The organism is Yimella sp. RIT 621, from assembly GCF_004146205.1.
In the GTDB taxonomy this organism is placed as follows: Bacteria; Actinomycetota; Actinomycetes; order Actinomycetales; family Dermatophilaceae; genus Yimella; species Yimella lutea.
Map to the genome: position 1 here is coordinate 356041 of NZ_SEIP01000001.1, position 20849 is coordinate 376889.

At 66.9% G+C, this 20849-nt stretch carries 21 protein-coding genes; 6 read left to right on the forward strand and 15 right to left on the reverse strand.

Annotation, left to right across the window (positions count from 1 at the left end; genetic code table 11):
- Positions 1–257: 257 nt before the first annotated feature.
- A complete protein-coding gene (locus EU513_RS01745) occupies positions 258–1496 on the forward strand; it encodes a geranylgeranyl reductase family protein (protein ID WP_129624110.1) in 1239 nt (412 codons plus the stop codon).
- A gap of 233 nt (positions 1497–1729) precedes the next feature.
- Here the strand turns inward: EU513_RS01745 and rpsT are convergent, their stop codons facing one another.
- On the reverse strand, positions 1730–1990 hold the full coding sequence (rpsT, locus tag EU513_RS01750; protein ID WP_129624111.1) for a 30S ribosomal protein S20: 261 nt from the start codon (positions 1988–1990) through the stop codon (positions 1730–1732).
- 215 nt (positions 1991–2205) lie between these two features.
- Positions 2206–3165 carry a DNA polymerase III subunit delta gene (holA, locus tag EU513_RS01755; RefSeq protein WP_129624112.1) on the reverse strand — a complete coding sequence of 320 codons (960 nt, stop codon included), beginning with the start codon at positions 3163–3165 and terminating at the stop codon, positions 2206–2208.
- 87 nt (positions 3166–3252) lie between these two features.
- Here holA and purU point away from each other — a divergent pair, with 87 nt between their 5' ends.
- Positions 3253–4137 carry a formyltetrahydrofolate deformylase gene (purU, locus tag EU513_RS01760; RefSeq protein ID WP_129624113.1) on the forward strand — a complete coding sequence of 295 codons (885 nt, stop codon included), beginning with the start codon at positions 3253–3255 and terminating at the stop codon, positions 4135–4137.
- Positions 4138–4151: 14 nt separating this feature from the next.
- Here purU and EU513_RS01765 read toward each other — a convergent pair whose 3' ends face one another.
- The 3 genes from EU513_RS01765 to hflX all read right to left on the reverse strand — a co-directional run bounded on the left by EU513_RS01765 (position 4152) and on the right by hflX (position 8565).
- Positions 4152–6518 carry an ATP-dependent DNA helicase gene (locus EU513_RS01765; RefSeq protein ID WP_129624114.1) on the reverse strand — a complete coding sequence of 789 codons (2367 nt, stop codon included), beginning with the start codon at positions 6516–6518 and terminating at the stop codon, positions 4152–4154.
- A gap of 105 nt (positions 6519–6623) precedes the next feature.
- Positions 6624–7040 carry an aspartate 1-decarboxylase gene (gene panD / locus EU513_RS01770; RefSeq protein WP_129624115.1) on the reverse strand — a complete coding sequence of 139 codons (417 nt, stop codon included), beginning with the start codon at positions 7038–7040 and terminating at the stop codon, positions 6624–6626.
- A 34-nt stretch (positions 7041–7074) separates the two neighbouring features.
- The gene (gene hflX / locus EU513_RS01775; protein WP_129624116.1) at positions 7075–8565 is read right to left on the reverse strand and encodes a GTPase HflX; all 1491 of its coding nucleotides are present in this window, start codon (positions 8563–8565) and stop codon (positions 7075–7077) included.
- 102 nt (positions 8566–8667) lie between these two features.
- Between hflX and EU513_RS01780 the strand changes: the two genes are divergently transcribed.
- Positions 8668–9279, forward strand: coding sequence for a class I SAM-dependent methyltransferase (locus tag EU513_RS01780; RefSeq protein WP_205744625.1), 612 nt, complete (start codon positions 8668–8670; stop codon positions 9277–9279).
- Here EU513_RS01780 and dapF read toward each other — a convergent pair.
- Genes dapF through EU513_RS01795 form a run of 3 tightly spaced genes read right to left on the reverse strand, consistent with a single transcriptional unit; the run spans position 9263 to position 11341 of the window.
- Positions 9263–10150 carry a diaminopimelate epimerase gene (gene dapF / locus EU513_RS01785; RefSeq protein WP_129624118.1) on the reverse strand — a complete coding sequence of 296 codons (888 nt, stop codon included), beginning with the start codon at positions 10148–10150 and terminating at the stop codon, positions 9263–9265. The genes EU513_RS01780 and dapF overlap by 17 nt on opposite strands.
- Positions 10147–11073, reverse strand: coding sequence for a tRNA (adenosine(37)-N6)-dimethylallyltransferase MiaA (gene miaA / locus EU513_RS01790; protein ID WP_240795873.1), 927 nt, complete (start codon positions 11071–11073; stop codon positions 10147–10149). Before miaA ends, dapF begins: the two co-directional genes overlap by 4 nt.
- Entirely contained in the window at positions 11066–11341 is a 276-nt protein-coding gene (locus EU513_RS01795; RefSeq protein ID WP_129624119.1) for an acylphosphatase, read from the reverse strand. The genes miaA and EU513_RS01795 overlap by 8 nt, the downstream gene beginning before the upstream one ends.
- 69 nt (positions 11342–11410) lie before the next feature.
- Between EU513_RS01795 and EU513_RS16530 the strand changes: the two genes are divergently transcribed.
- From EU513_RS16530 to EU513_RS01805, 3 genes are all read left to right on the forward strand, one after another.
- A complete protein-coding gene (locus EU513_RS16530; RefSeq protein WP_255407401.1) occupies positions 11411–11533 on the forward strand; it encodes a hypothetical protein in 123 nt (40 codons plus the stop codon).
- 174 nt (positions 11534–11707) lie between these two features.
- Positions 11708–12877, forward strand: a complete 1170-nt coding sequence (locus EU513_RS01800; RefSeq protein ID WP_129624120.1) for an RtcB family protein — start codon at positions 11708–11710, stop codon at positions 12875–12877.
- A 119-nt stretch (positions 12878–12996) separates the two neighbouring features.
- Positions 12997–13839: a phosphotransferase enzyme family protein gene (locus tag EU513_RS01805; protein WP_129624121.1), complete on the forward strand. Its 843-nt coding sequence runs from the start codon at positions 12997–12999 to the stop codon at positions 13837–13839.
- 19 nt (positions 13840–13858) lie between these two features.
- Here the strand turns inward: EU513_RS01805 and trpS are convergent, their stop codons facing one another.
- The 7 genes from trpS to EU513_RS01840 all read right to left on the reverse strand — a co-directional run.
- Positions 13859–14929 carry a tryptophan--tRNA ligase gene (gene trpS, locus EU513_RS01810; protein WP_129624122.1) on the reverse strand — a complete coding sequence of 357 codons (1071 nt, stop codon included), beginning with the start codon at positions 14927–14929 and terminating at the stop codon, positions 13859–13861.
- Positions 14930–15086: 157 nt separating this feature from the next.
- The gene (locus EU513_RS01815; protein WP_240795874.1) at positions 15087–16307 is read right to left on the reverse strand and encodes an MFS transporter; all 1221 of its coding nucleotides are present in this window, start codon (positions 16305–16307) and stop codon (positions 15087–15089) included.
- A 63-nt stretch (positions 16308–16370) separates the two neighbouring features.
- On the reverse strand, positions 16371–16742 hold the full coding sequence (locus EU513_RS01820) for a VOC family protein (protein ID WP_129624123.1): 372 nt from the start codon (positions 16740–16742) through the stop codon (positions 16371–16373).
- A 39-nt stretch (positions 16743–16781) separates the two neighbouring features.
- Positions 16782–18314: a tRNA (N6-isopentenyl adenosine(37)-C2)-methylthiotransferase MiaB gene (gene miaB, locus EU513_RS01825; RefSeq protein WP_129624124.1), complete on the reverse strand. Its 1533-nt coding sequence runs from the start codon at positions 18312–18314 to the stop codon at positions 16782–16784.
- Positions 18315–18492: 178 nt separating this feature from the next.
- Positions 18493–19203 (reverse strand): regulatory protein RecX, encoded by a 711-nt coding sequence (locus EU513_RS16240; protein WP_129624125.1) that lies wholly within the window; start codon positions 19201–19203, stop codon positions 18493–18495.
- Positions 19204–19211: 8 nt separating this feature from the next.
- Positions 19212–20342: a recombinase RecA gene (gene recA / locus EU513_RS01835; RefSeq protein WP_168990095.1), complete on the reverse strand. Its 1131-nt coding sequence runs from the start codon at positions 20340–20342 to the stop codon at positions 19212–19214.
- Between the two features lie 246 nt (positions 20343–20588).
- Positions 20589–20849 (reverse strand): DUF3046 domain-containing protein (locus tag EU513_RS01840; protein ID WP_370447331.1); only part of this gene is annotated, 261 nt, incomplete at its 5' end.

The window sequence follows — 20849 nt, forward strand, 5'->3', positions numbered from 1 at the left end:
CTCACGTCGTTTCGTCTGCTCGTTGTCTGCCGTGTCGCGTTCTGCGGCACCGAACCGTGCCAACAAGAAGCCCCTCGCTCATCAGGCAAGGGGCGGCCGCGCTGAGGTCCGGTCTGTTCAGCGCGGCGTTCGAAGCAGAAGCAGGCGATGCATGCAGCAGAGAATATCGCAGCTGGGAGACCTGCCGCCCCGGGAGCAGGCACTGCAGGTTCGACGCCGAATTGGCACCGCGCGACGGCCCTGAGAGAATCGCTGCCATGCCCGCTCCGACACACACTGATGTCCTCGTCGTCGGGGCCGGCCCCGCCGGTTCGGCTGCGGCCACCTGGGCCGCCCATTACGGCCTGGACGTCGTCCTCGCCGACGCGGCGGTCTTCCCCCGCGACAAGACCTGCGGCGACGGACTCACCCCTCGCGCGATCGGTGAACTCCACCGTCTCGGACTCACCGACTGGGTTTTCGCGCACACCGTCAACCAGGGTCTGCGGGCACACGGGTTCGGGCAGCGGCTCGAACTGCCTTGGCCGCAGGTCGAAGGTCTGCCCGACCGCGGATCGGCCGTTCCGCGTACCGAGTTGGACGACCACCTGCGCACCACCGCCCTGAAGGCAGGCGCAGTCGGGGTCGAGGGTGCGCGGGCGATCGACGCTCGACTGGACGGCGGACGAGTCCGCGCCGTCACCTTCCGCGGCGCCGAGGGCACCTTCGAGATCGAGTGTGAGCGGCTGGTCGTCGCAGACGGTGTGCGCTCCCCGCTCGGCAAGGTGCTCGGGCGCGAATGGCACCGCGACACCGTGTACGCCGTCGCCGGCCGCTCGTATGTCACCTCGACGATGAGCGACGACCCGTGGATCTCCTCCCACCTCGAGCTCCGTGGCGAGGAAGGCCAGATTCTGTCCGGATACGGCTGGGTGTTCCCGCTCGGCGACGGTTCGGTGAACCTCGGTGCGGGCACCCTCGCCACATCCAAGCGTCCGGCCGACGTGGCGATCAAGCCACTGATGAAGGTGTACGCCGACACGATCGGCGACGAGTTCGGCCTGTCCGGCGAACTGCGAAACCCGACGTCCGCGCTGCTGCCGATGGGCGGGGCGGTGTCGAACGTCGCCGGCCCGAACTGGGCGCTCATCGGCGACGCCGCCGCGTGCATCAACCCGCTCAACGGCGAGGGCATCGACTACGGCCTGGAGACCGGTCGCTTCATCGCCGACATGCTCGTCGCCGGCGACCCGCTCGAAACCGCATGGCCGGCGCTGCTGACCGAGCATTACGGCGAGGCGTTCTCCGTGGCCCGCCGGCTCGCCGGAGTGTTCAGCAACCCCAAGCTGTTGACTGCGCTCGGCCCGGTCGGCATGCGCTCGGATTTCCTGATGACCCTGGCGCTGCGCTGGATGGGCAACCTGGTCACCGAGCAGGACCGCGACCGCGCGGCCCGTATCTGGCGTTGGGCCGGACGTCGCTCGGTCGCCATCGACGCCCGCCCGCCCTTCAGCTGACCCGAGAGTCCGCAGAACCCGCGCGCTGACCCGCGAGGCCTGCGGACTTTCGGATGACCGACGCAGAAGCCCCGCACCTGTTCGGTGCGGGGCTTCGTTGCTACGAACGGTGGCCCTGCCTCCCAGTGGTGGCACTTAGGCGACCACAGCGCAAGGCTCACGCGGCGGGGCGCATCAGGCCCGTAGCAGAAGCCAAGCGCCTGCTACGGGCCTGAACTGCGAAGGAGCCGCAATCAGAGGCTGTTCACCTGCTTGGTGAGCGCCGACTTCTTGTTCGCGGCCTGGTTCTTGTGGATGACACCCTTGGAGACGGCCTTGTCCAGCTTCTGGCCGGCGGTCCTGAGGGCGTCCTTCGCCTTGTCGGCGTCACCGGCGGCAACGGCCTCACGGGTCTTGCGGATCCAGGTGCGAAGCTCCGACTTGTAGGCCTTGTTGCGCTCGGTGCGGATCTCGTTGGTCTTGATCCGCTTCATCTGCGACTTGATGTTTGCCACGAAAGTTCTTCCTAAAGTTCGGTCTGATGGTTGTCGTAGAGGGCGACGACGCACCGGAACGGATGGGGCGTGGGGACGACCCTGGCGAGTTCGGTGCGTTGGTACTGCTGCGAGCGCGCACGACCAATACGCGCACGCAAGGAGCAAATCTACACGCCTGCCGGTGATCCCCTCAAATCGCGGGTCGGGCGCGGCTCACCTGCCGTTACCCGTCGTCAGCGTGCCGTTCGCTCGCGGCAGATCGTCAGCACGGCCCGCTCGACGGCGTAGACCGGGTCGCGTCCGCCACCCTTGACGTCGAAGTCGGCGGCCGCGACGGCCTGGATCGCGCGGCCGAGCCGGTCGCCGTCCCAGCCGCGGGCCGACCGGCGTGCACGGTCGACCTGCCACGGGGCCATGCTCAGGTCACGGGCGACCGCCGCGGACGATCCGTTGCCGGCCGAGGCGACCTTCGCGATCTGACGCAGCTGTCCGGCGAGGACCGCGACGATCGGGACCGGGTCGAGACCCGACGCGAGCGCGTGCCGCAACAGGCGCAGCGCCTCCCCCGCGTTGCCGGCGACGGCCATCTCCGCGACCTTGAAGCCGGTCGCCTCGACCTTGCCGCCGTAGTACTCGTCGACCTGCTCCTCGTCGACGACGCCGGTCGTGTCGGCGATCAGCTGTGCGCACGCCGCGGCGAGTTCGCCGAGGTCCTTGCCGACGGCGTCCAACAGCGCCTGCACCGCCTCGGGAGTGACCTTGCGCCGAGCAGCGCGGAACTCGTTGCTGACGAACGAGGCCTTGTCGCGATCGGACTTGATCGCCGGCGCCTCGATGACCCGTGCGCCGCCCTTCTTGAGTGCGTCCAGCGCACGCTTGCCGCGGTTTCCACTCTTGTGCATAGCGACGAGCACGGCGCCGTCCATCGGGGCCTTCGCGAGCGCGGTGACTTCGTCGATCAGTTCGTCGCCGGCCTCGTCCAGGTCGCGTGCGACCACGATCTTCAGCCCGCCGAACAGGCTCGGGCTGATGTGCAGCATGAGTTCGCCCGGCTCGTAGGTGGCGGCGTCGATTCGCACCACCTCCGCGTCGGGCTCGGTCTCGCGTACCAGGTCGATGGTGCTGCGCAGGGCGCGATCGGCAAGCAGTTGTTCGGGGCCGCTGATCAGCACGAGCGGGGGCACTGAACTCATGGGGCACACTCTTTCACCCTGGTCCGACACCGTCCTCACCGCTGCGATGACCTATCTTCGGGGCCTCACCCTTCCGTAGGAGCAACTGTGGGCACCCACCCGTCCGACCCGTCCGACCCGTCCGACCCGTCCGACTTCGTCCTCACCGCGACGTGCGTCGACCGACCCGGGATCGTCCACGCGATGACCGGTTACCTCGTCGAGCAGGGCGCGAACATCAACGAGTGCCAACAGTTCGAGGACCCGTCCACCGGGCGCTTCTTCATCCGGTTGGTGTTCCGGTGCGAGAAGCACTCACTGGACACGCTGCAGGACGGGTTCACCTCAGTGGCAACTGAATTCGGCATGGAATGGGGCCTGTGGCCGGCCGGGAAGCCGATCCGGGCACTGGTGCTGGTGTCCAAACTCGGCCACTGCCTCAACGACCTGTTGTTCCGGCAGCAGGTGGGTTCGTTGCCGCTCGAGATCGTCGCGGTGGGATCGAACCACCTGACGTTCCAGAAGACCGTCGCCACCCATGACATCCCCTTCCACCACATCCCGGTGACGGCGCAGACGAAGGCGCAGTCGGAGACGCGCATCCTCGAACTCGTCCAGGAGTACGACGTCGAGTTGGTGGTGCTCGCCCGCTACATGCAGGTGCTGTCGGACAACCTGTGCCGCACCTTGGAGGGGCGTGCGATCAACATCCACCATTCGTTCCTGCCCAGCTTCAAGGGTGCTCGCCCTTATCACCAGGCGCACGACCGCGGCGTGAAGCTGATCGGTGCGACCGCGCACTACGTGACGCCGGATCTGGACGAGGGCCCGATCATCGAGCAGGACGTGGCCCGCATCGACCACACCTACTCCCCCGATCACATGGTCGTGGCCGGTCGGGACGTCGAGACGCAGGTCTTGGCGCGCGCTCTCACCTGGCACGCCGAGCACCGGGTGTTCCTCAACGGCTCAAGCACCGTCGTCCTGCGCTGACCGACGGCTGATCGTCAGCCGAGGTTCAGCTTCTTCAGGCGTGCCTCGACCTCGGCCACCGGCCGGTCGAGATGGTCGGCCAGTTCATCGACATCGAGGCCGAGTGAGACACCGTCCGACAACTCTTCGTCGTCGTCGCTGGTCCATTCCCCGCCCTGAGCAGGGGCCGGTTCGACGACGACATCGGTCTCGGCCGGTACCGCCGGCACCGCCGGCAGCGGTTCGGGCGCCGGGTGTTCCTCGGCGGCCCGCCGTTCCGGGGTCTCCACGGCGTCGGCCGGTTCGTCATCGGTGAACACGAGTTCGTCGTAGTCGCCGGCGTCGGTGGACGTGACCCGACCGGCTTCGGCGTCGAAGCGCTCCTGAACGTCGGGCTTGGAGGCGGCATGCGGCACAGGCTTCTTCGCCGGCGCCACCGGAGCGTCGGCGGTTTCGTCCAGTCGCTTGAGCGCACGCAGCACGAGGTCGCGGTCGGTCGTCGGCCAGAACGGCGGGAGGGACTTCTGCAGGAAGCCCGCGTACCGCGCAGTGACCATTCGGTTGTCCAGGAACGCGACCACGCCGCGGTCGTTCGAGCGCCGGATCAGGCGTCCGGCCCCCTGTGACAGACGCAAGGCAGCGTGGGTGGCCGACACCGCCATGAAGCCGTTGCCGCCGCGTTCGGCGATCGCCTGCGAGCGCGCCGAGGTGATCGGATCGTCCGGACGCGGGAACGGGATTCGGTCGATGATCACCAGTTGGCAGGCCGAACCGGGCACATCGACGCCCTGCCAGAGGGTGAGAGTGCCGAACAGGCAGGTCTTCGGATCGGCGGCGAACTGTTTGACGAGCGTGCCCATCTGATCGTCGCCCTGGCACAGGACCGGAAACTCGTCGCCGAACCGTTCGCGCATCGCCTCGGTCGCCGCCTTCGCGGCGCGCATGGAGGAGAACAGCCCGAGCGTGCGTCCACCGGCGGCCCTTATGAGGGTCTCGATCTCGTCGATCGCCTGGTCGGAGGTGCCGTCGCGGCCGGGCGGCGGCAGGTGTTTGGCGACGTAGGCAATGGCCTGCTGCGGGTAGTCGAACGGCGAGCCGACGTCCAGACCCTCCCACGCCGGTGAACCCTCACCACGCAGGCCGAGCGTGCCGGCCACTGAGTCGAAGGATCCACCGAGTTCGAGCGTGGCCGAGGTCATCACGACCGTGCGATCGCCGAAGATCTTGTCGCGCACCAGCATCGCCACACTCATCGGTGCGACATTGAGTGCCGAGCCGCGGTACTCGCTGCGGCTGATCCAGGCGACGTCGAGTTCACGTGCTTCGAGCAGGCGTGCGGCGTTCTCCAGCACTTCGTCGACCGCGGCCCGTGCCATCTGTCGGGGGCCGTCGTTGTCGGCGGGCTTGTCGGGCTTGAGGTCGGAGGACAGGCTTCGTGCGCTGTCGTGCACGCGCTGGACGGCGAGCGAGAGGTTGTCGGGCAGTCCGAGCAGACGTCCCTCGGCCAGCTGATCGAGGACTCCCCCGAGGAAGACGCCGGTGTCGGCGAGCTCCTGGGTGTCGACGTACCGAGCAGCCTTCTTCGCCGCGCTCGCCACCATGCCCGCGGTCAGTTCGTCGGTGATGGTGGAGGTGACCCGGTCGACGAGTTCGTGCGCCTCGTCGACGACCAGCGCGTCGTGTTCGGGCAGCATCTGGCGGCCCTCGAAGGAGTCGATCGCCATGAAGCTGTGGTTGGTGACGACGACATCGACGTCCCTGGCCTCGGCGCGGGCCTTCTCCACGAAGCACTCCTGCACCATCGGGCAGGTCGATCCGAGGCATTCGTGGGCCGTGACCGACACCTGACGCCAAGCGCGTTCGCTGACGCCGGGCACGAGATCGTCGCGGTCACCGGTGTCGGTCTCGCCGGCCCATTCGCGCAGTCGGACGATCTCCTTCTCCAGGCGTCCGAGTTGCTGGTCGACCGCACCGGTGCTGAACAGGCTGTCTTCTTCGTCGTCGGGGTAACCACCGACGAGCTTGTGTTGGCACAGGTAGTTGCGGCGCCCCTTGACCAGTCCGTAGGTGGGGCGCCGGCCGAGGACCGGACGCAGGGCTTCGGCGAGCACCGGCAGGTCGCGCCCGACGATCTGCGCCTGCAACGCGAGCGTCGCGGTGGCGACGATGACGGGCTTGCCGGTCGCGTTGGCGTGCACGATGGACGGCACGAGATAGGCCAGCGACTTACCGGTGCCGGTGCCGGCCTGGACGAGCAGGTGATGCTCGTCGTCGAACGCCTTGGCGACCGCTTCGGTCATCTGCTGCTGCCCCGGGCGGGGCGCTCCACCCACAGCCGCGACTGCGGCCTCCATCAACGAATCGATCGAGCTCGAGGAGGACGTCGAGTTGGAGGCCGGCATCCTGCAAGCCTAGGTCTGGTGTCCAGTGCGGACGACATCGGACGCGCCGGTTGTGGATACACCGGGCGCGTCCGTGGGGGTGTGCATGGGGGGTGTGGGGCAAGGTCAGCGGTGGGTGACCGCAGAGGTCGACAGTCCGAAGCCGTCCGGCACGTCGCCCGGGTCATGATCGACCTGCACGATGCGGTTCTGCTTGTCGACGAACACGACATTCGGCTCGAACGAACGGGCCTCGGCGTCGTCCATCGCGGCGTACGCGATGACGATCACGGTGTCGCCCGGACTGATCAAGCGGGCCGCGGCACCGTTGATGCACAGGATGCCGGTGCCCCGCTCACCCTCGATCGCGTACGTGGTGAGGCGGTTGCCGTTGTCGACGTCGACGACATCGACCTGCTGACCCGGAAGGAGGTCGGCCGCGTCCATCAGGTCACGGTCGATCGTCAACGAACCCACGTAGTGCAGGTCGGCCTGGGTGACCGTCGCACGGTGGATCTTGCTGTGGAGCATGAATCGCTGCATGGTTCGCCATTGTGGCCTACCGGTGGCAGGCCTCTTACTCGGCAGCCACCCGGACGAGGTACTCCTCGAGCGCCGACTCCAGCGAAGGGTTCACCTTCGCGTGCACGTGGGTGCCCTCGCCGGTGTGCTCGCTGCTGATCACGTCGGCCTCGTCGTGCAACCGGCTCAGCAGGTCGCCGCGGTCGTAGGGCAGCAGCACCTCGACCCGGATCTGCGGGCGCGGCAACTCACGATCGATGAGTTCGAGCAACTCGGCGAACCCGGCGCCGGTGTGAGCGGACACCGCGATCGCGTACTTCTCCGAGCGCAACAGCCGGTCGACCACCTCGGGGTCGGCGACGTCCGACTTGTTGACGACCACGACCTCCTTGACGTCGGTCGCGCCCACCTCGGCAAGCACCTCACGCACCGCGGAGATCTGCGCCTGCGGGTCGGGGTGTGACCCGTCGACGACGTGCAACAGCAGGTCGGACTCGCCGACCTCCTCCAGCGTCGAACGGAACGCCTCCACGAGTTGGTGCGGCAGGTTGCGCACGAATCCGACGGTGTCGGCGAGAGTGTACGGCCGTCCGTCGGCGGTCTCGCTGCGACGCACGGTCGGGTCGAGGGTGGCGAACAGCTGGTTCTGCACCAGGACACCGGCACCGGTGAGCCGGTTGAGGATCGAGGACTTGCCGGCGTTGGTGTAACCGGCGATGGCGACCGACGGCACCTCGTTCGCCTTGCGGCCGTGGCGCTTGGTGTCACGGATCGTCTTCATCGAAGCGATCTCGCGCTTGAGCTTGGCGATGCGGGTGTTGATGCGGCGGCGGTCGAGCTCGATCTTCGTCTCACCCGGGCCTCGCGAACCCATGCCCTGGCCGCCGGCGGCCTGACCACCCGCCTGCCGGGACATCGACTCACCCCAACCACGAAGTCGCGGCAGGAGGTACTGCAGCTGGGCGAGCTCGACCTGCGCCTTACCTTCCTTGGACTTCGCGTGCTGGGCGAAGATGTCGAGAATCAGCGCCGTGCGGTCGATGACCTTCACCTTGACGACGTCCTCCAGGGCACGCCGCTGGCCGGGGCTGAGCTCACCGTCGGCGATGACGGTGTCGGCGCCTTCGGCGATGACGATCGCGCGCAGGTCGGCGGCCTTGCCCGATCCCATCCAGGTGCTCGGGTCGGGCTTGCTGCGACGCTGCATCACACCGGCGAGCACGGTCGAACCCGCGGTCTCGGCGAGGGCGGCGAGTTCACGCATCGAGTTGTCGGCGTCCTCGACGGTTCCCTCGGTCCAGACGCCGGCGAGCACCACGCGCTCCAGACGCAGCTGGCGGTACTCGACCTCGGTGACGTCCTGCAGTTCGGTCGACAGGCCCTCCACGCGGCGAAGGGCCGCACGTTCGGCGCGGTCGAGTTGGTCGCCGTCGCGGTGCTCGGTGCCGTCCTCCAGCAAGAAGCCGTCCTGGTCGTACTGGACGTCGAACTCGGAGTCGGCGAGCGCATCGGCGCGGCGGTTGAAGAAATCGTGTTGCGAAGTCATGTTCCCCTCAGTGTCGCAAGCTTCAACCGTTCGAGCGAGTTCTTTATGCCAAATGTCAGGCGTCCGGATGCACATCGCTGCCCCGCCGATAGGTTGGGATCGATGTCAGGCACCGATCACTACTTCAGCGCCGAACCCGCCAGCGCTGACGAGCGCAGGACGATCAACGTCCCGTTGGCGGGTTCGACACACGCCGTCCAGGTTGCGCCGGGAATCTTCTCGCCCGATCGGATCGACCAGGGCACCTCGGTGCTGCTGCAGCACGCTCCGCAGCCCCCGGCGTCCGGCACTTTTCTCGACCTCGGGTGCGGCTGGGGACCGATGGCTCTGAGCCTGGGGTTGCACTCGCCGGACGCGATCGTGCATGCGGTGGACGTGAACGAGCGTGCGATGGATCTGGCTCGACTCAACGCAGAATCGTTGGGGCTAAGGAACATTCGGGTGTCCACTGCGGACGAGGTGCCGGCGGACGTCCGGTTCGATCTGATCTGGTCGAACCCGCCGATCCGGGTCGGCAAGGCGGTGTTGCACGACCTGTTGCGCGCCTGGTTGCCGCGACTGTCGGTCGACGGCGAGGCCTATCTGGTGGTGCAGCGCAACCTCGGGTCGGACTCATTGCAGAAATGGCTGAACGAGAACCTCGACGGCTTGGTCGCCGATCGGTTCACCAGCGTCCGGGGCTTCCGGATCCTGCGCGTCACGCACCGTAACTGACCCCGACCGGGTCCGGCAGCTCGACGGTGCCGCGGGCGACGAGGACGGCGGGTCCGGACAGCGCCACCCGATCACCCGCGATCTGGACGCCGAGACGTCCTCCCGGTACATCCACGAGCCAGTCGAGTTGATCGGACGGACGACCGCCCCACCACCAGATCGCGAGCGCCGCAGCAGCTGCGCCGGTGCCACAGCTCAGCGTCTCGCCCACACCGCGTTCGTGCACCCGCATGGAGATGTGGGCGTGTTCGATCGCGCGGACGAACTCGACGTTCGTGCCGTGCTCGGGGTGCGGGTCGACCTGCGGAGCACGGGTCAGGTCAAGGACGCCGAGGTCGATGGACGGCGGGAGCGCGACCACGGTGTGCGGGTTGCCGAGGTCGAGGCTGAGCGCGGGCAGCGGGTCGGGTGCCCCGTGCACCTGGACCACGGAATCCATTCCACGCTCCTGGGCCTCGACCTCCCGCGACAAGCGCCACGCCCCGAGGTCGGTGGCGAAACCGTCACCGAACCGGGTGATCCCCTTCTGACCGGCCCGCGTCGCGATCTCGAAGACATCCGCGCGTTCGAGGCCGGCGTCCACCAGGTACCGCGCAAAAACACGGGTGCCGTTGCCGCACATCTCCGCGACCGAGCCGTCGCTGTTGCGGTAGTCCATGAACCATCGCGCGTCCGGGCACTGCTCGCGGACGTCGTCGGGAGCCGCCCCGATCGGAGCAACCCGGATCACTCCGTCGCCACCGATGCCGGCCCGGCGATCGGCCAGGAAGGTCACGTCCTGCGGGGTGAGGTCGAGGCGTCCCTCGTGATCGGGCACGAGAACGAAGTCGTTCTGCGTGCCGTGGCCCTTGACGAAGTCGATGGTGGTCACGCGTCCATTGTGCGCGAGGACGCGATCACCTCGAGCGCACGGTCCATCAGGTCGGACGCGTCGTGCGGCAACCAGGTGATCCTCGGGTCGGGCCGGAACCAGGAGAACTGCCGCCGAGCCAGTCGCTTGGTGGCACGTGCGGTGTCCTCGATCGCTTCAGCCTCGGTGAGTTCGGCGTCGAGTTGCCGCAACACCTGCGTGTATCCGATCGCCCGGCTCGCGGTCCGTCCGTCCCGCAGCCCTGTTGCGTCGAGTGCTCGTACCTCGTCGACCAGACCGTCGTCCCACATCGCCATCGTGCGCCGGTCGATGCGCTGGTCGAGCACGCTGCGATCGGCATCGAGTCCGAGCATCACTGTGGGACGGAGAAATTCGCGCCTCGGCATGGTCGCGCTGAACGGGCGACCGGTGAGCTCGATGACCTCCAGTGCACGGATCACACGGCGCTCGTTGCTCGGCAGGATGTTGGCCGCTGCGTTCGGATCCCGTTGTCTCAGTAGGGAGTACAACGCCAGAATCCCCTCGGTAGCGGCCCGCCGCTCGAAGTGTTCCCGTACCCCGGGGTCGGTGGGTGGGATGTCGAGGACGTCGAGCGCCGCGCGGACGTAGAGCCCGGTGCCGCCTACCAGCACGGGGACATGTCCGCGATCGAGGATGCTGTCGATGTCACGCCGGGAATCACGTTGATAGGCAGCGACACTCGCCTCCTCGGTCACCTCGAGGACGTCCAGCTGGTGGTGCGGCACTCCGCGCCGCTGCTCGAGCGGCATCTTCGCCGTGCCGATGTCCATGCCGCGGTAGAGCTGTGACGCGTCGGCGTTGACAACTTCTCCCCCGAGTCTTTCGGCGAGCGCGACGCCGAGGTCCGATTTGCCGCACGCGGTCGGACCGATGACGGCGATCAGGTTTCCTGAATCACTCACGGTCGACGTCGAATCCGTCGGCTCCGATGGGCGCCACCTTGGTCACCTCGACGTCTGTGACGTCGGCTCGTCGCGGACCCTTGCGGCACCACTGCACGATCTCCTCGATCGAGTTCCAGCCGCCCTCGAAGTGAGCCAGCACGGTGCCGTCCGGCTCATTGCGCACCCATCCGCGCACCCCCAGTTGTCGGGCGTACTCGGCGCAGGAGGCACGGAAGAAGACCCCTTGGACGCGTCCGGTGATGCGCACCTGTACCGCTCGCAACATGGCGATCAGCCTAGAACTCGCCGATTAATCGGTTGCACAGGACACGACGGCGGGCCCAGACTTCCCGACATGTCGATCACGGCGCTGACCCTGGATGGGAGCCTCAGCCCTCGCCGCCAAGAGCGTGAGGGCAATTCGGGCTGCCTGAAGCAGTTCGGCGCCACCGACGATGATTCGTCCAGGATCGACTGACGTCGATACGACGAGCAATGCCCGGTGGTCCGCCACCGGGCATTTTTCGTTGTCCGACAACGACATTCGCATTCGATGGATCATTCGACGGCATCCGGACGTCAATCCTCGGTTACGAAGAACCCACCCACGCACACCTGATGAGTGTGGGATGAGAACGAAGGGAGTACGACCATGCAGAAGATCAACGAGCGGCTCTGGAACTGGGCAAGCATCCTGGAAAACAACACGCGCGAGCAGGCAGAACTTACGGCGTCGATGCCCTTCATCTTCCCGCACCTCGCGCTGATGCCGGACGCACACCTGGGCCGGGGAGCAACCGTCGGTTCGGTCATCCCGACGCAGGCAGCGATCATCCCGGCGGCGGTCGGTGTGGACATCGGCTGCGGCATGATCGCGGTGCGGGCCCAGTTCACCAAGGCCGACATGGCGGGTGACCTGTCGAAGCTGCGGAAGCAGATCGAGCGGTCGATCCCGCTGTCGGCGGGCGGCGTCAACCGGAAGATCTCGCGCGAGCACACCCAGGCACGGGTCGAAGAGCTCGCGGCCATGGCGACGGACGCAGGTTTCGACCCGGCGAAGTACGCCGGCAAGTGGGACCTGCAGCTGGGCTCGCTGGGTTCTGGCAACCATTTCATCGAGGTGAGCCTGGACGAGCAGGATCGGGTCTGGCTGTTCCTGCACTCGGGTTCGCGGGGCGTCGGCAACAAGATCGCGTCAAACCACATCAAGGTCGCCCAGCAGTTGGCGCAGAAGTGGTGGATCTCGTTGCCGGACAACGACCTTGCATACCTGGTCGAGGGCACGGACGAGTTCTGGGCCTACATCCGGGAGTTGCGGTGGGCGCAGCACTACGCGTTGCTGAACCGGGAGGAGATGATGGACCGGGTGATCACCCAGCTGGAGTACTGGATGGGTGTGCCGGTGCAGCAGCAGGAACGGATCAACTGCCACCACAACTACACCGAGCAGGAGACCCACTTCGGCAAGCAGGTCTGGTTGTCCCGGAAGGGTGCGATCAACGCCGAGGCGGGTCGTCCGGGCCTGATCCCGGGCTCTATGGGCACCGCGTCCTACGTCGTGGTCGGCAAGGGAAACCCGTTGTCACTCAACAGCTCCCCGCACGGTGCCGGCAGGGAGTACTCGCGAAGCAAGGCCCGCAAGACCTTCACCCGGGAGCAGCTCCAGGAGGCGATGGTCGGCATCGAGTACCGGGACACCGACGCGTTCATCGACGAGATCCCGCAGGCGTACAAGGACATCGACCAGGTGATGGCGGACGCCGCCGACCTGGTGGAGGTGCGGCACACGCTGCGGCAGATCGTCAATGTGAAGGGCGACTGACCTCCCTGGGACGAGAATCCGCGCACCCTGCGGTGATCCGCGCACCTTTGCAAAGTGCGGGGATCCACCGAGGGTGCGCGGATTCTCCAGTCTTCCGGCCGCTTCGTAGGCTGGCCGACATGTCGACCCTCAGCGCCGAACAGCACCTGCTCCTTGAATCATGGTGCCCCGGCATCGAGATCGTCCGGGACCACAGCTGGGGGCTGGTCGACACCGTCGTCCAGGAGGGCGTCACAGCAGATGGGCGACGGGTTATCATCAAGGCGTCCGGCCAGGACAACCATCACCTGGTGCGAGAGATCGCAGCGCATCGCGAGTGGGTGCCCGTGCTCGCGTCGACAGGTCACGCGCCCGTGCTGCTCCACGAGGACGCCGACGCACGCCTGCTCGTGACCCACTACCTTCCCGGACAACTCGTCGAGAACACGGCGAGCGAATCGAAGCCCGAGACCTACCGGCAGGCCGGCGCGCTCCTTGCCCGCATCCATTCCAGCACTTCACAGGTCGACATCGGATACGAAGAAGCACTACGCAAGAAGGCCCTCGCCTGGCTCGACAAGCCGCACCGCATCGAGCCCATCGCCGAGACAAGGCTGCGGGAAGTCATTGCGTCGTGGCCGACTCCCCCGGTGACCCTCGTCCCGACGCACGGTGACTGGCAGCCGCGCAACTGGCTGGACGACGAGAGCACGATCCGGATCATCGACTTCGGACGCGCCGAGCACCGTCCTGCCGCAAGCGATTTCGCACGCTTGGCGACCCAGCAGTTCGTCGGGCGTCGCGATCTCGAAACCGCGTTTCTCGACGGGTACGGCGGCGATCCACGCGAGCCGGACGCGTGGCACCGCATGCTGATCCGTGAGGCGATCGGCACGGCCGCCTGGGCCTTCCAGGTACGTGACGAGGGCTTCGAAGCCCAGGGTCATCGGATGATCGCGGACGCACTGCGCGCATACTCCTGAGCGAGGACCCGAGCACCCGTCAGTAGTTCATCCGCATCACTGCACGGACCGTCGCGAGCGTGGCATCTGCCACCGCGTTCGCTTGTTCGTTCCCCTGACGCAACACGGTGTGCAGGTACGCGGGATCGGCAGCCAACTCGGCTCGGCGCGAACGGTGGTCGCGAAGTACTTCGTTGACCGCATCGGTGACGAGCTTCTTCAGCCCGGCTGCACCTGCGTCCCCGATCTGCGCAGCGAGCTCACCGGGCGCACGACCGTCGAACCCTGCGGCGATCTCCAACAACGAAGCAACCTGGGGACGGCGATCAGGTTCGTAGGTGATCACCCGCTCGGAATCGGTGCGTGCCTTCCGGACGGCGGCAGCGGTTTGGTCCGCCGTCATCGCGAGGGTGATCGTGTTGCCTTTCGACTTGCTCATCTTGGTGCCGTCCAGCCCGAGCAACAGCGGCGATTCGGTGAGCAGAGCGTCCGGCTCGGCGAACACCGTCTCGCCACCGGCGTACCGGTTGTTGAAGCGACGTGCGATCACCCGGGTCTGCTCGACGTGCGGCAGGTTGTCCTTGCCGATCGGCACCACATTCCCATGGCAGAAGAGAATGTCGGCCGCCTGGTGCACCGGATAGGTCAACAGCAGGCCGGACATCGGACGCCCGTCGGTGGCCGCGAGTTCGTCCTTCACCGTCGGGTTCCGGCGAAGTTCGCCGTCGGTCACCAACGACAGGAACGGCAGCATGAGTTGGTTGAGCGCAGGCACCGCGGAGTGGGTGAAGATAGTCGTCCGTGCCGGATCGATGCCGGCGGCGAGGTAGTCCAGGACGCAGCCGAAGACGTTCGTCCCCAACTCACCGACGGCGTCCCGGTCGGTGATCACCTGGTAGTCGGCGATGATGACGAAGGAGTCGATTCCCTTGTCCTGCAACTCGACCCGGTTGCGGATGCTGGCGAGGTAGTGACCGACGTGCAGCGGGCCCGTCGGTCGGTCACCGGTGAGCACCCGCAGCTTTCGGCGGGCCGGTGAGTCGGGACCGTCGATCACCGCCTGCACCGTGTTGCTGCGGACCCGGGCGGCCTCGAAGGATTCGTCTGACATGGTTCTGCTCCTGATCGAAACAGCCGCCCCGCCCGTCGAGACGCTCGCGCATGCGAAACGCCGCCTCGTGCGAGGCGGCGCGAATGAAGTGGGTATGTCGACGCGGCCGCCTAGGAGGACGGCCACCACCCCTGGGCGAAAGTGTTCGACATGCGGATCAGGATACGCCCGACGCACGAGTAGCCGCGCGTCGCCTTCGCAGCAACGGAATGTTCACGGCCAGTGCAAGCGCCAGCGCGAACAGCACGCCGACGTAGACGACGACGCCCGCCCAGCCGTCGGCCGCGAACCACAGACCGGCCAGAGCGCCGAGCACCGAACTCCCGAGATAGTAGGCGAACAGATAGAGCGCGCTCGCCTCGGCGCGGTGTGCGTCGGCGGTTGCGCCGACCCAACCGCTGGCCACCGAGTGCGCTGCGAAGAAGCCTGCTGTGAACAGCAGGACTCCCCCGAGTACGGCGGGCAGGTTCGCCGGCAGCGTGATCAGTAGTCCGATCACCGCCACCAGCTCAGCGACGACGAGGACGGTCTTGCGCCCGAAACGGTCGGCCAATCGTCCCGCGGCGGCCGACGAGACCGTACCCGCCAGATAGAGCAGGAACACCAGCCCGACGGCGGACTGCGGCAGTCCGAACGGTGCTGCGCTCAAACGGAATCCGATCATGTTGTAGACCGCGACGAATCCACCCATCAGCACAAACGCCGTCACGTACAACGCGACGAGGCGGGCGTTGTGCAGGTGGCCGACAACATTCGTAGTGGTCGCGCGTAGACCGACAGGTTGTGGCACGAAGAACCGGGACGCCGGCGCCCGCCACAGGAACAGCCCGGTGAACGCGAGGGCCGCGATACCGGCTGCTTCGAGCGCCCATCGCCAACTCGCGTGGTCCAGCACGAGAGCGGCCAGCACCCGTCCGCTGAGACCGCCGACAGTGGTGCCTGCGATGTAGCGCCCCATCGCGCTACCGAGATGTTCGGCGTCGACCTCCTCTGCGAGGTAGGCCATCGCGGTGGCGGGCACCCCGGCGAGGCACAGGCCTTGCAAGCCGCGCAGCAGCAACAGGACTTCCATCGAAGCTGCCAGCGGCATGAGGCATCCGAGCAGCGCGGAGGCCAGCGCTGCGAAGGCCATCACCCGGACGCGTCCGAATCGTTCGGACAGCGCACTGGCCGGGATGATCGCGAGCGCCAACAACCCGGTGGTGGCCGAGATCGCGAGAGCGGAGGTCGCCGGGCCGACGGAGAATTCGTCCGACAGTTCCGGCAGGACGGCCTGAGCCGAGTACATCGCCACGAAGGTCGCCATGCCGGCCGCGAACAGAGCCAGGGTGATGTTGCGGTAGCCGACGTCGCCGCGCCGGTACCCCTGAAAACTCACGCCTGCCAGTGTCCACCTCGTGGGTGCGACATCGGCGGACGGGTCGAGTCGCGGTGCGGTGGGTCAACCGTCGAGGCAGATGCAGAACGGATGCCCGTCCGGGTCGGCGTACACGCGGAAGCCTTCGTGGCCCGATTCGTCCTCGAGCAGCTTCGCCCCGAGCGACAGCGCGTGCTCGTGTGCGGGGCCGTACTCGCAGGCGTAGAAGTCGGGGTGCATCTGCTGCGGCACCTTCGGGTCGGGCCAGGTGGGGGCGACGAAGTCGGTAGCGAGCTGGAAGGACAGCCGGTGGCCGTCATTGTGCTCGGTCTCGACCCATTCGTCGTCGGCCCGCAGAATCTTCCCGCCGGTCAGATCGCAGTAGAACTGAGCGAGCTTGTTCGGGTCAGGAGTGTCGATGGCGACGGTGCGGAAGGTGATCTTCGGAGTAGTCATGTATCTCACCGTGCCGTACGGCACCGACAACCCGAAGGGTCAGTCGATACCGCAGGCAGGAACCTGCACGGGTGCGGGTTGTCCGATCGAGGGCATGCCGAGTGCGACCTTGGGCTTGACGGTCGCGCCGTCGGCCTTGCCTTCCTGCAACGCCTCCCACGCGTCACCTCCTCGGGAGCGGCGGACGGAAAACGTTCCGCCGCCCAGCACACCGTCGGCGATCAGGTGGTGCCCGGCACCGTAGGTCACGTCGACGGTGGCGAAGTCGCCCGGACGCGGCAGCTCGGCGCCCTCCCCGGTCGGCACTGCGAAGTGGACCAGGCGGTTGTCCTCCGCGCGACCGGACATGCGCCCGGTCCGGCTGTCGCGGCGTCCCTCGGTCGGCGCGACGAGCACCTCGATGGTGCGGCCCTCGATCTTGCGGTTCTCCGCCCAGGAGATCTCCTCCTGCAACTGCAGCAACCGGTCGAACCGTTGCTGCACAACGGCTTTCGGAAGTTGTTCGGGCATCGTCGCAGCCGGCGTGCCGGGCCGGATGGAGTACTGGAAGGTGAACGCCGAGGAAAAGCGGGCCTCGCGGACGACGCGCATCGTCTCCTCGAAGTCGGCCTCGGTCTCGCCCGGGAACCCGACGATGATGTCGGTGGTGATGGCAGCGTGTGGGATGCGGTCGCGCACCCGGTCGAGGATGCCGAGGAACTTCGCCGATCGGTACGAGCGCTTCATCTCACGCAGCACCTTGTCCGAACCCGACTGGAGCGGCATATGCAACGACGGCATGACATTCGGGGTCTCGGCCATGGCATCGATGACGTCGTCGGTGAAGGCCGCCGGGTGCGGTGAGGTGAACCGCACTCGCTCGAGCCCTTCGATGTCGCCGCAGGAACGCAGCAACTTGCTGAACGCCTGACGGTCACCGAATTCCACGCCGTAACTGTTGACGTTCTGCCCGAGCAGGGTGATCTCGACGACCCCCTGATCGACCAGCGCCTGGATCTCGGCGAGGATCTCGCCCGGACGGCGGTCCTTTTCCTTGCCGCGCAGGGCAGGGACGATGCAGAAGGTGCAGGTGTTGTTGCAGCCGACCGAGATCGACACCCAACCGCTGTACGCGGAATCGCGGCGTGTCGGCAACGTGGAGGGGAAGGTCTCGAGCGATTCGAGGATCTCGACCTGGGCCTCGGCGTTGTGCCGGGCGCGTTCCAACAGCACCGGCAGCGCGCCGACGTTGTGGGTGCCGAAGACCACGTCCACCCAGGGCGCGCGATCGACGATGGAGGCACGATCCTTCTGGGCCAGACAACCACCGACGGCGATCTGCAGGTCGGGGTTGATGTCCTTCCACGGACGCAGGTGGCCGAGCGATCCGTACAACTTGTTGTCGGCGTTCTCGCGGACGGCGCAGGTGTTGAAGACGACGACGTCGGGGACATCGGGACGAGTGTCGGACGACACCGACGCAACGTCGACGTAGCCCGCGGACTCCAGCAGGCCACTGATCCGTTCGGAATCGTGGACGTTCATCTGGCACCCGTGGGTGCGCACTTCGTAGGTCTTCGCCGCGTTCGTCATGACCGATCAAGGGTACGGCGTCAGCGGGGTGGGGCCGAATCCCAGCGTCGGTGTGGCCACCGCCGAACAGATCCAGGCGCTGGGGTTCCGGACTCGCATGGCGCGAGGTTAGAGGCGTTCCCTCGGTCGCGTTCGAGTTCTCCACACGAGCGTGCCCGACGCGCGCATCCCGGCGAACTCAGTCGCGCTCATGCTCGGGCGCCGTGGCGATCGCCTCACGGATCACTGCCCAGGAGATCGACGAGGAGTAGCCCTTGCGGGCGAGCATGCCGGCCAACCGTCTGGTCTGCACGGTGGCTTCCAGCCCGTGCATCGAACGCATCTTCTTGGCGACGAGCGCGCGGGCGCGCTCCTTCTCCTCCTCGGGATCGACCTCGTCCAACGTGGCTCGGGTGATCTCGTCATCCACGCCCTTCTTGCGCAGTTCCTGGGCGAGCGCACGTTTGGCGAGGCCACGGCCGGCCTGTTGCGAACGCACCAGCATCCGGGCGTAGGCTTCGTCGTCGATCAGCCCTACCTCGGTCATCCGGTCGAGGACCGCGTTCGCGATGTCTTCGTCGCACCCGCGCTGAGCAAGCTTGTCGGCCAACTGTTTCCGGCTGCGCGGGGCCATCGTGAGCTGACGCAGCACGATCGTCTTCGCGACGTCGTACGGGTTGGCGTCCGGGTCTTGTTCGGGAGCGGGCGCCTGTCGTCGGCGCTCCTGGTCGCCGCCGGCACCGCGCCGGCGATGTCCGCCTCTTCGTCGTTGCCGCGGACCGCGTGCAGGCGATTCGGTGTCGTCGGGCGACGTTTCACCCCGAGGAGTTTCATCGACGGGTACCGATGCGGCCGAGTCCGCCGGATCAACGAAATCCGGCGGACTCGACTGTCGGTCGAAAGGATTCATCGAACCGATCAGAAGTCGACCGAGACGTCCTTGAGCACCGGTTTGCCGGGCTTACCGGTGCCGGCGGTCAGGTCGACCGGCTCGGCAACCGACTCGGCTTCTTCCTCGGTCCTCGGACCGACGCCGAGCTTCTCCTTGATCTTGCGCTCCAACTCGTCGGTCATGTCGGGGTTGTCCTTGAGGAAGTTGCGAGCGTTCTCCTTGCCCTGCCCCAATTGGTCACCGTCGTAGGTGTACCAGGCGCCGGCCTTGCGGACGAAGCCCTGCTCGACACCCATGTCGATCAGCCCACCCTCTCGGGAAATGCCCTGGCCGTAGAGGATGTCGAACTCGGCCTGCTTGAACGGCGGCGACACCTTGTTCTTGACGACCTTGACGCGCGTGCGGTTACCGACTGCGTCCGTGCCGTCCTTCAGGGTCTCGATGCGACGCACGTCGAGGCGAACGGACGCGTAGAACTTCAGCGCCTTTCCACCCGTGGTGGTCTCGGGCGAGCCGAACATGACGCCGATCTTCTCGCGCAACTGGTTGATGAAGATCGCGGTGGTGCCGGTGTTGTTGAGGGCACCGGTGATCTTGCGCAGCGCTTGGCTCATCAGGCGGGCCTGCAGACCCACGTGGCTGTCGCCCATCTCGCCCTCGATCTCGGCGCGCGGCACGAGCGCCGCGACGGAGTCGATGACGATGATGTCGAGCGAACCGGAGCGGATCAGCATGTCGGCGATCTCAAGCGCCTGCTCACCGGTGTCGGGCTGGCTGACCAGGAGCGAGTCGATGTCGACGCCGAGCTTCTTGGCGTACTCGGGGTCGAGCGCGTGCTCGGCGTCGATGAAGGCGGCGATACCGCCGTTCTTCTGCGCGTTCGCCACCGCGTGCAGCGCGACCGTCGTCTTACCGGAGGACTCCGGGCCGTAGACCTCCACCACGCGACCGCGGGGCAGACCGCCGATGCCGAGCGCGACATCGAGTGCGATCGAACCGGTCGGGATGACCTCGATCGGCGGACGGATGTCGTCGCCGAGGCGCATGACCGAGCCCTTGCCGTGGGCCTTCTCGATCTGGGCCATGACGGCGTCGAGCGACTTGATCTTGTGCGAGTTGTCGGTGGGGTCGAGCCGGGTGCCTGTTGCTGCTGCCATGAGCGGTGCTCCTCATTGAATCTCGTGGTGAACGCGCCTACCGGCGACCGTCCGGAACCTGCGTGTGTGTTCGGATGAGGTCAGACGCTAGGTGCCACCACCGACAACCACCGCTCCCATCCGCACGCCTGTGGACGAAGTGACCTTGGCTCGGCACCTGTGCACAACCCTACGCCACGAGGTCGAACACGCGTACGAAGATGATTCCCGCGTGTCGCGCGGCCGGCTGCGGACGAAGCAGTCCACTCAGTCGGCGCGGCCACCCTCACGGATCGGTTTGTCGCGGCCGAGCCAGCGCTCCTTCGGCACGTCCATCTCGATGCACAGCGCCCGCCAGACATGTTTGGGGTGCGCACCGTCGGCGAGCGCGTCCGCGCCGGTGCGGTAGCCGAGTTCGCCGAGCACATGCGAGTCGACCAGGACGCGACCGTAACCGTCGCCGAACTCCTCCTCGACCAGTTGCCAGAACTCGCTCATCCGCATTCGACAAGTCTCGCAAAGCTTTGA

Bases quoted from the DNA above. Each gene is read 5' to 3' on its own strand.
- hflX (WP_129624116.1), bottom strand. From the start codon at position 8,565: ATGACTTCGCAACACGATTTCTTCAACCGCCGCGCCGATGCGCTCGCC.
- EU513_RS01745 (WP_129624110.1), top strand. From the start codon at position 258: ATGCCCGCTCCGACACACACTGATGTCCTCGTCGTCGGGGCCGGCCCC.
- EU513_RS01795 (WP_129624119.1), bottom strand. From the start codon at position 11,341: ATGTTGCGAGCGGTACAGGTGCGCATCACCGGACGCGTCCAAGGGGTC.
- holA (WP_129624112.1), bottom strand. From the start codon at position 3,165: ATGAGTTCAGTGCCCCCGCTCGTGCTGATCAGCGGCCCCGAACAACTG.
- panD (WP_129624115.1), bottom strand. From the start codon at position 7,040: ATGCAGCGATTCATGCTCCACAGCAAGATCCACCGTGCGACGGTCACC.
- EU513_RS01765 (WP_129624114.1), bottom strand. From the start codon at position 6,518: ATGCCGGCCTCCAACTCGACGTCCTCCTCGAGCTCGATCGATTCGTTG.
- EU513_RS01780 (WP_205744625.1), top strand. From the start codon at position 8,668: ATGTCAGGCACCGATCACTACTTCAGCGCCGAACCCGCCAGCGCTGAC.
- EU513_RS16240 (WP_129624125.1), bottom strand. From the start codon at position 19,203: ATGAATCCTTTCGACCGACAGTCGAGTCCGCCGGATTTCGTTGATCCG.
- EU513_RS01805 (WP_129624121.1), top strand. From the start codon at position 12,997: ATGTCGACCCTCAGCGCCGAACAGCACCTGCTCCTTGAATCATGGTGC.
- EU513_RS16530 (WP_255407401.1), top strand. From the start codon at position 11,411: ATGTCGATCACGGCGCTGACCCTGGATGGGAGCCTCAGCCCTCGCCGC.
- miaB (WP_129624124.1), bottom strand. From the start codon at position 18,314: ATGACGAACGCGGCGAAGACCTACGAAGTGCGCACCCACGGGTGCCAG.
- recA (WP_168990095.1), bottom strand. From the start codon at position 20,342: ATGGCAGCAGCAACAGGCACCCGGCTCGACCCCACCGACAACTCGCAC.
- EU513_RS01800 (WP_129624120.1), top strand. From the start codon at position 11,708: ATGCAGAAGATCAACGAGCGGCTCTGGAACTGGGCAAGCATCCTGGAA.
- trpS (WP_129624122.1), bottom strand. From the start codon at position 14,929: ATGTCAGACGAATCCTTCGAGGCCGCCCGGGTCCGCAGCAACACGGTG.
- EU513_RS01820 (WP_129624123.1), bottom strand. From the start codon at position 16,742: ATGACTACTCCGAAGATCACCTTCCGCACCGTCGCCATCGACACTCCT.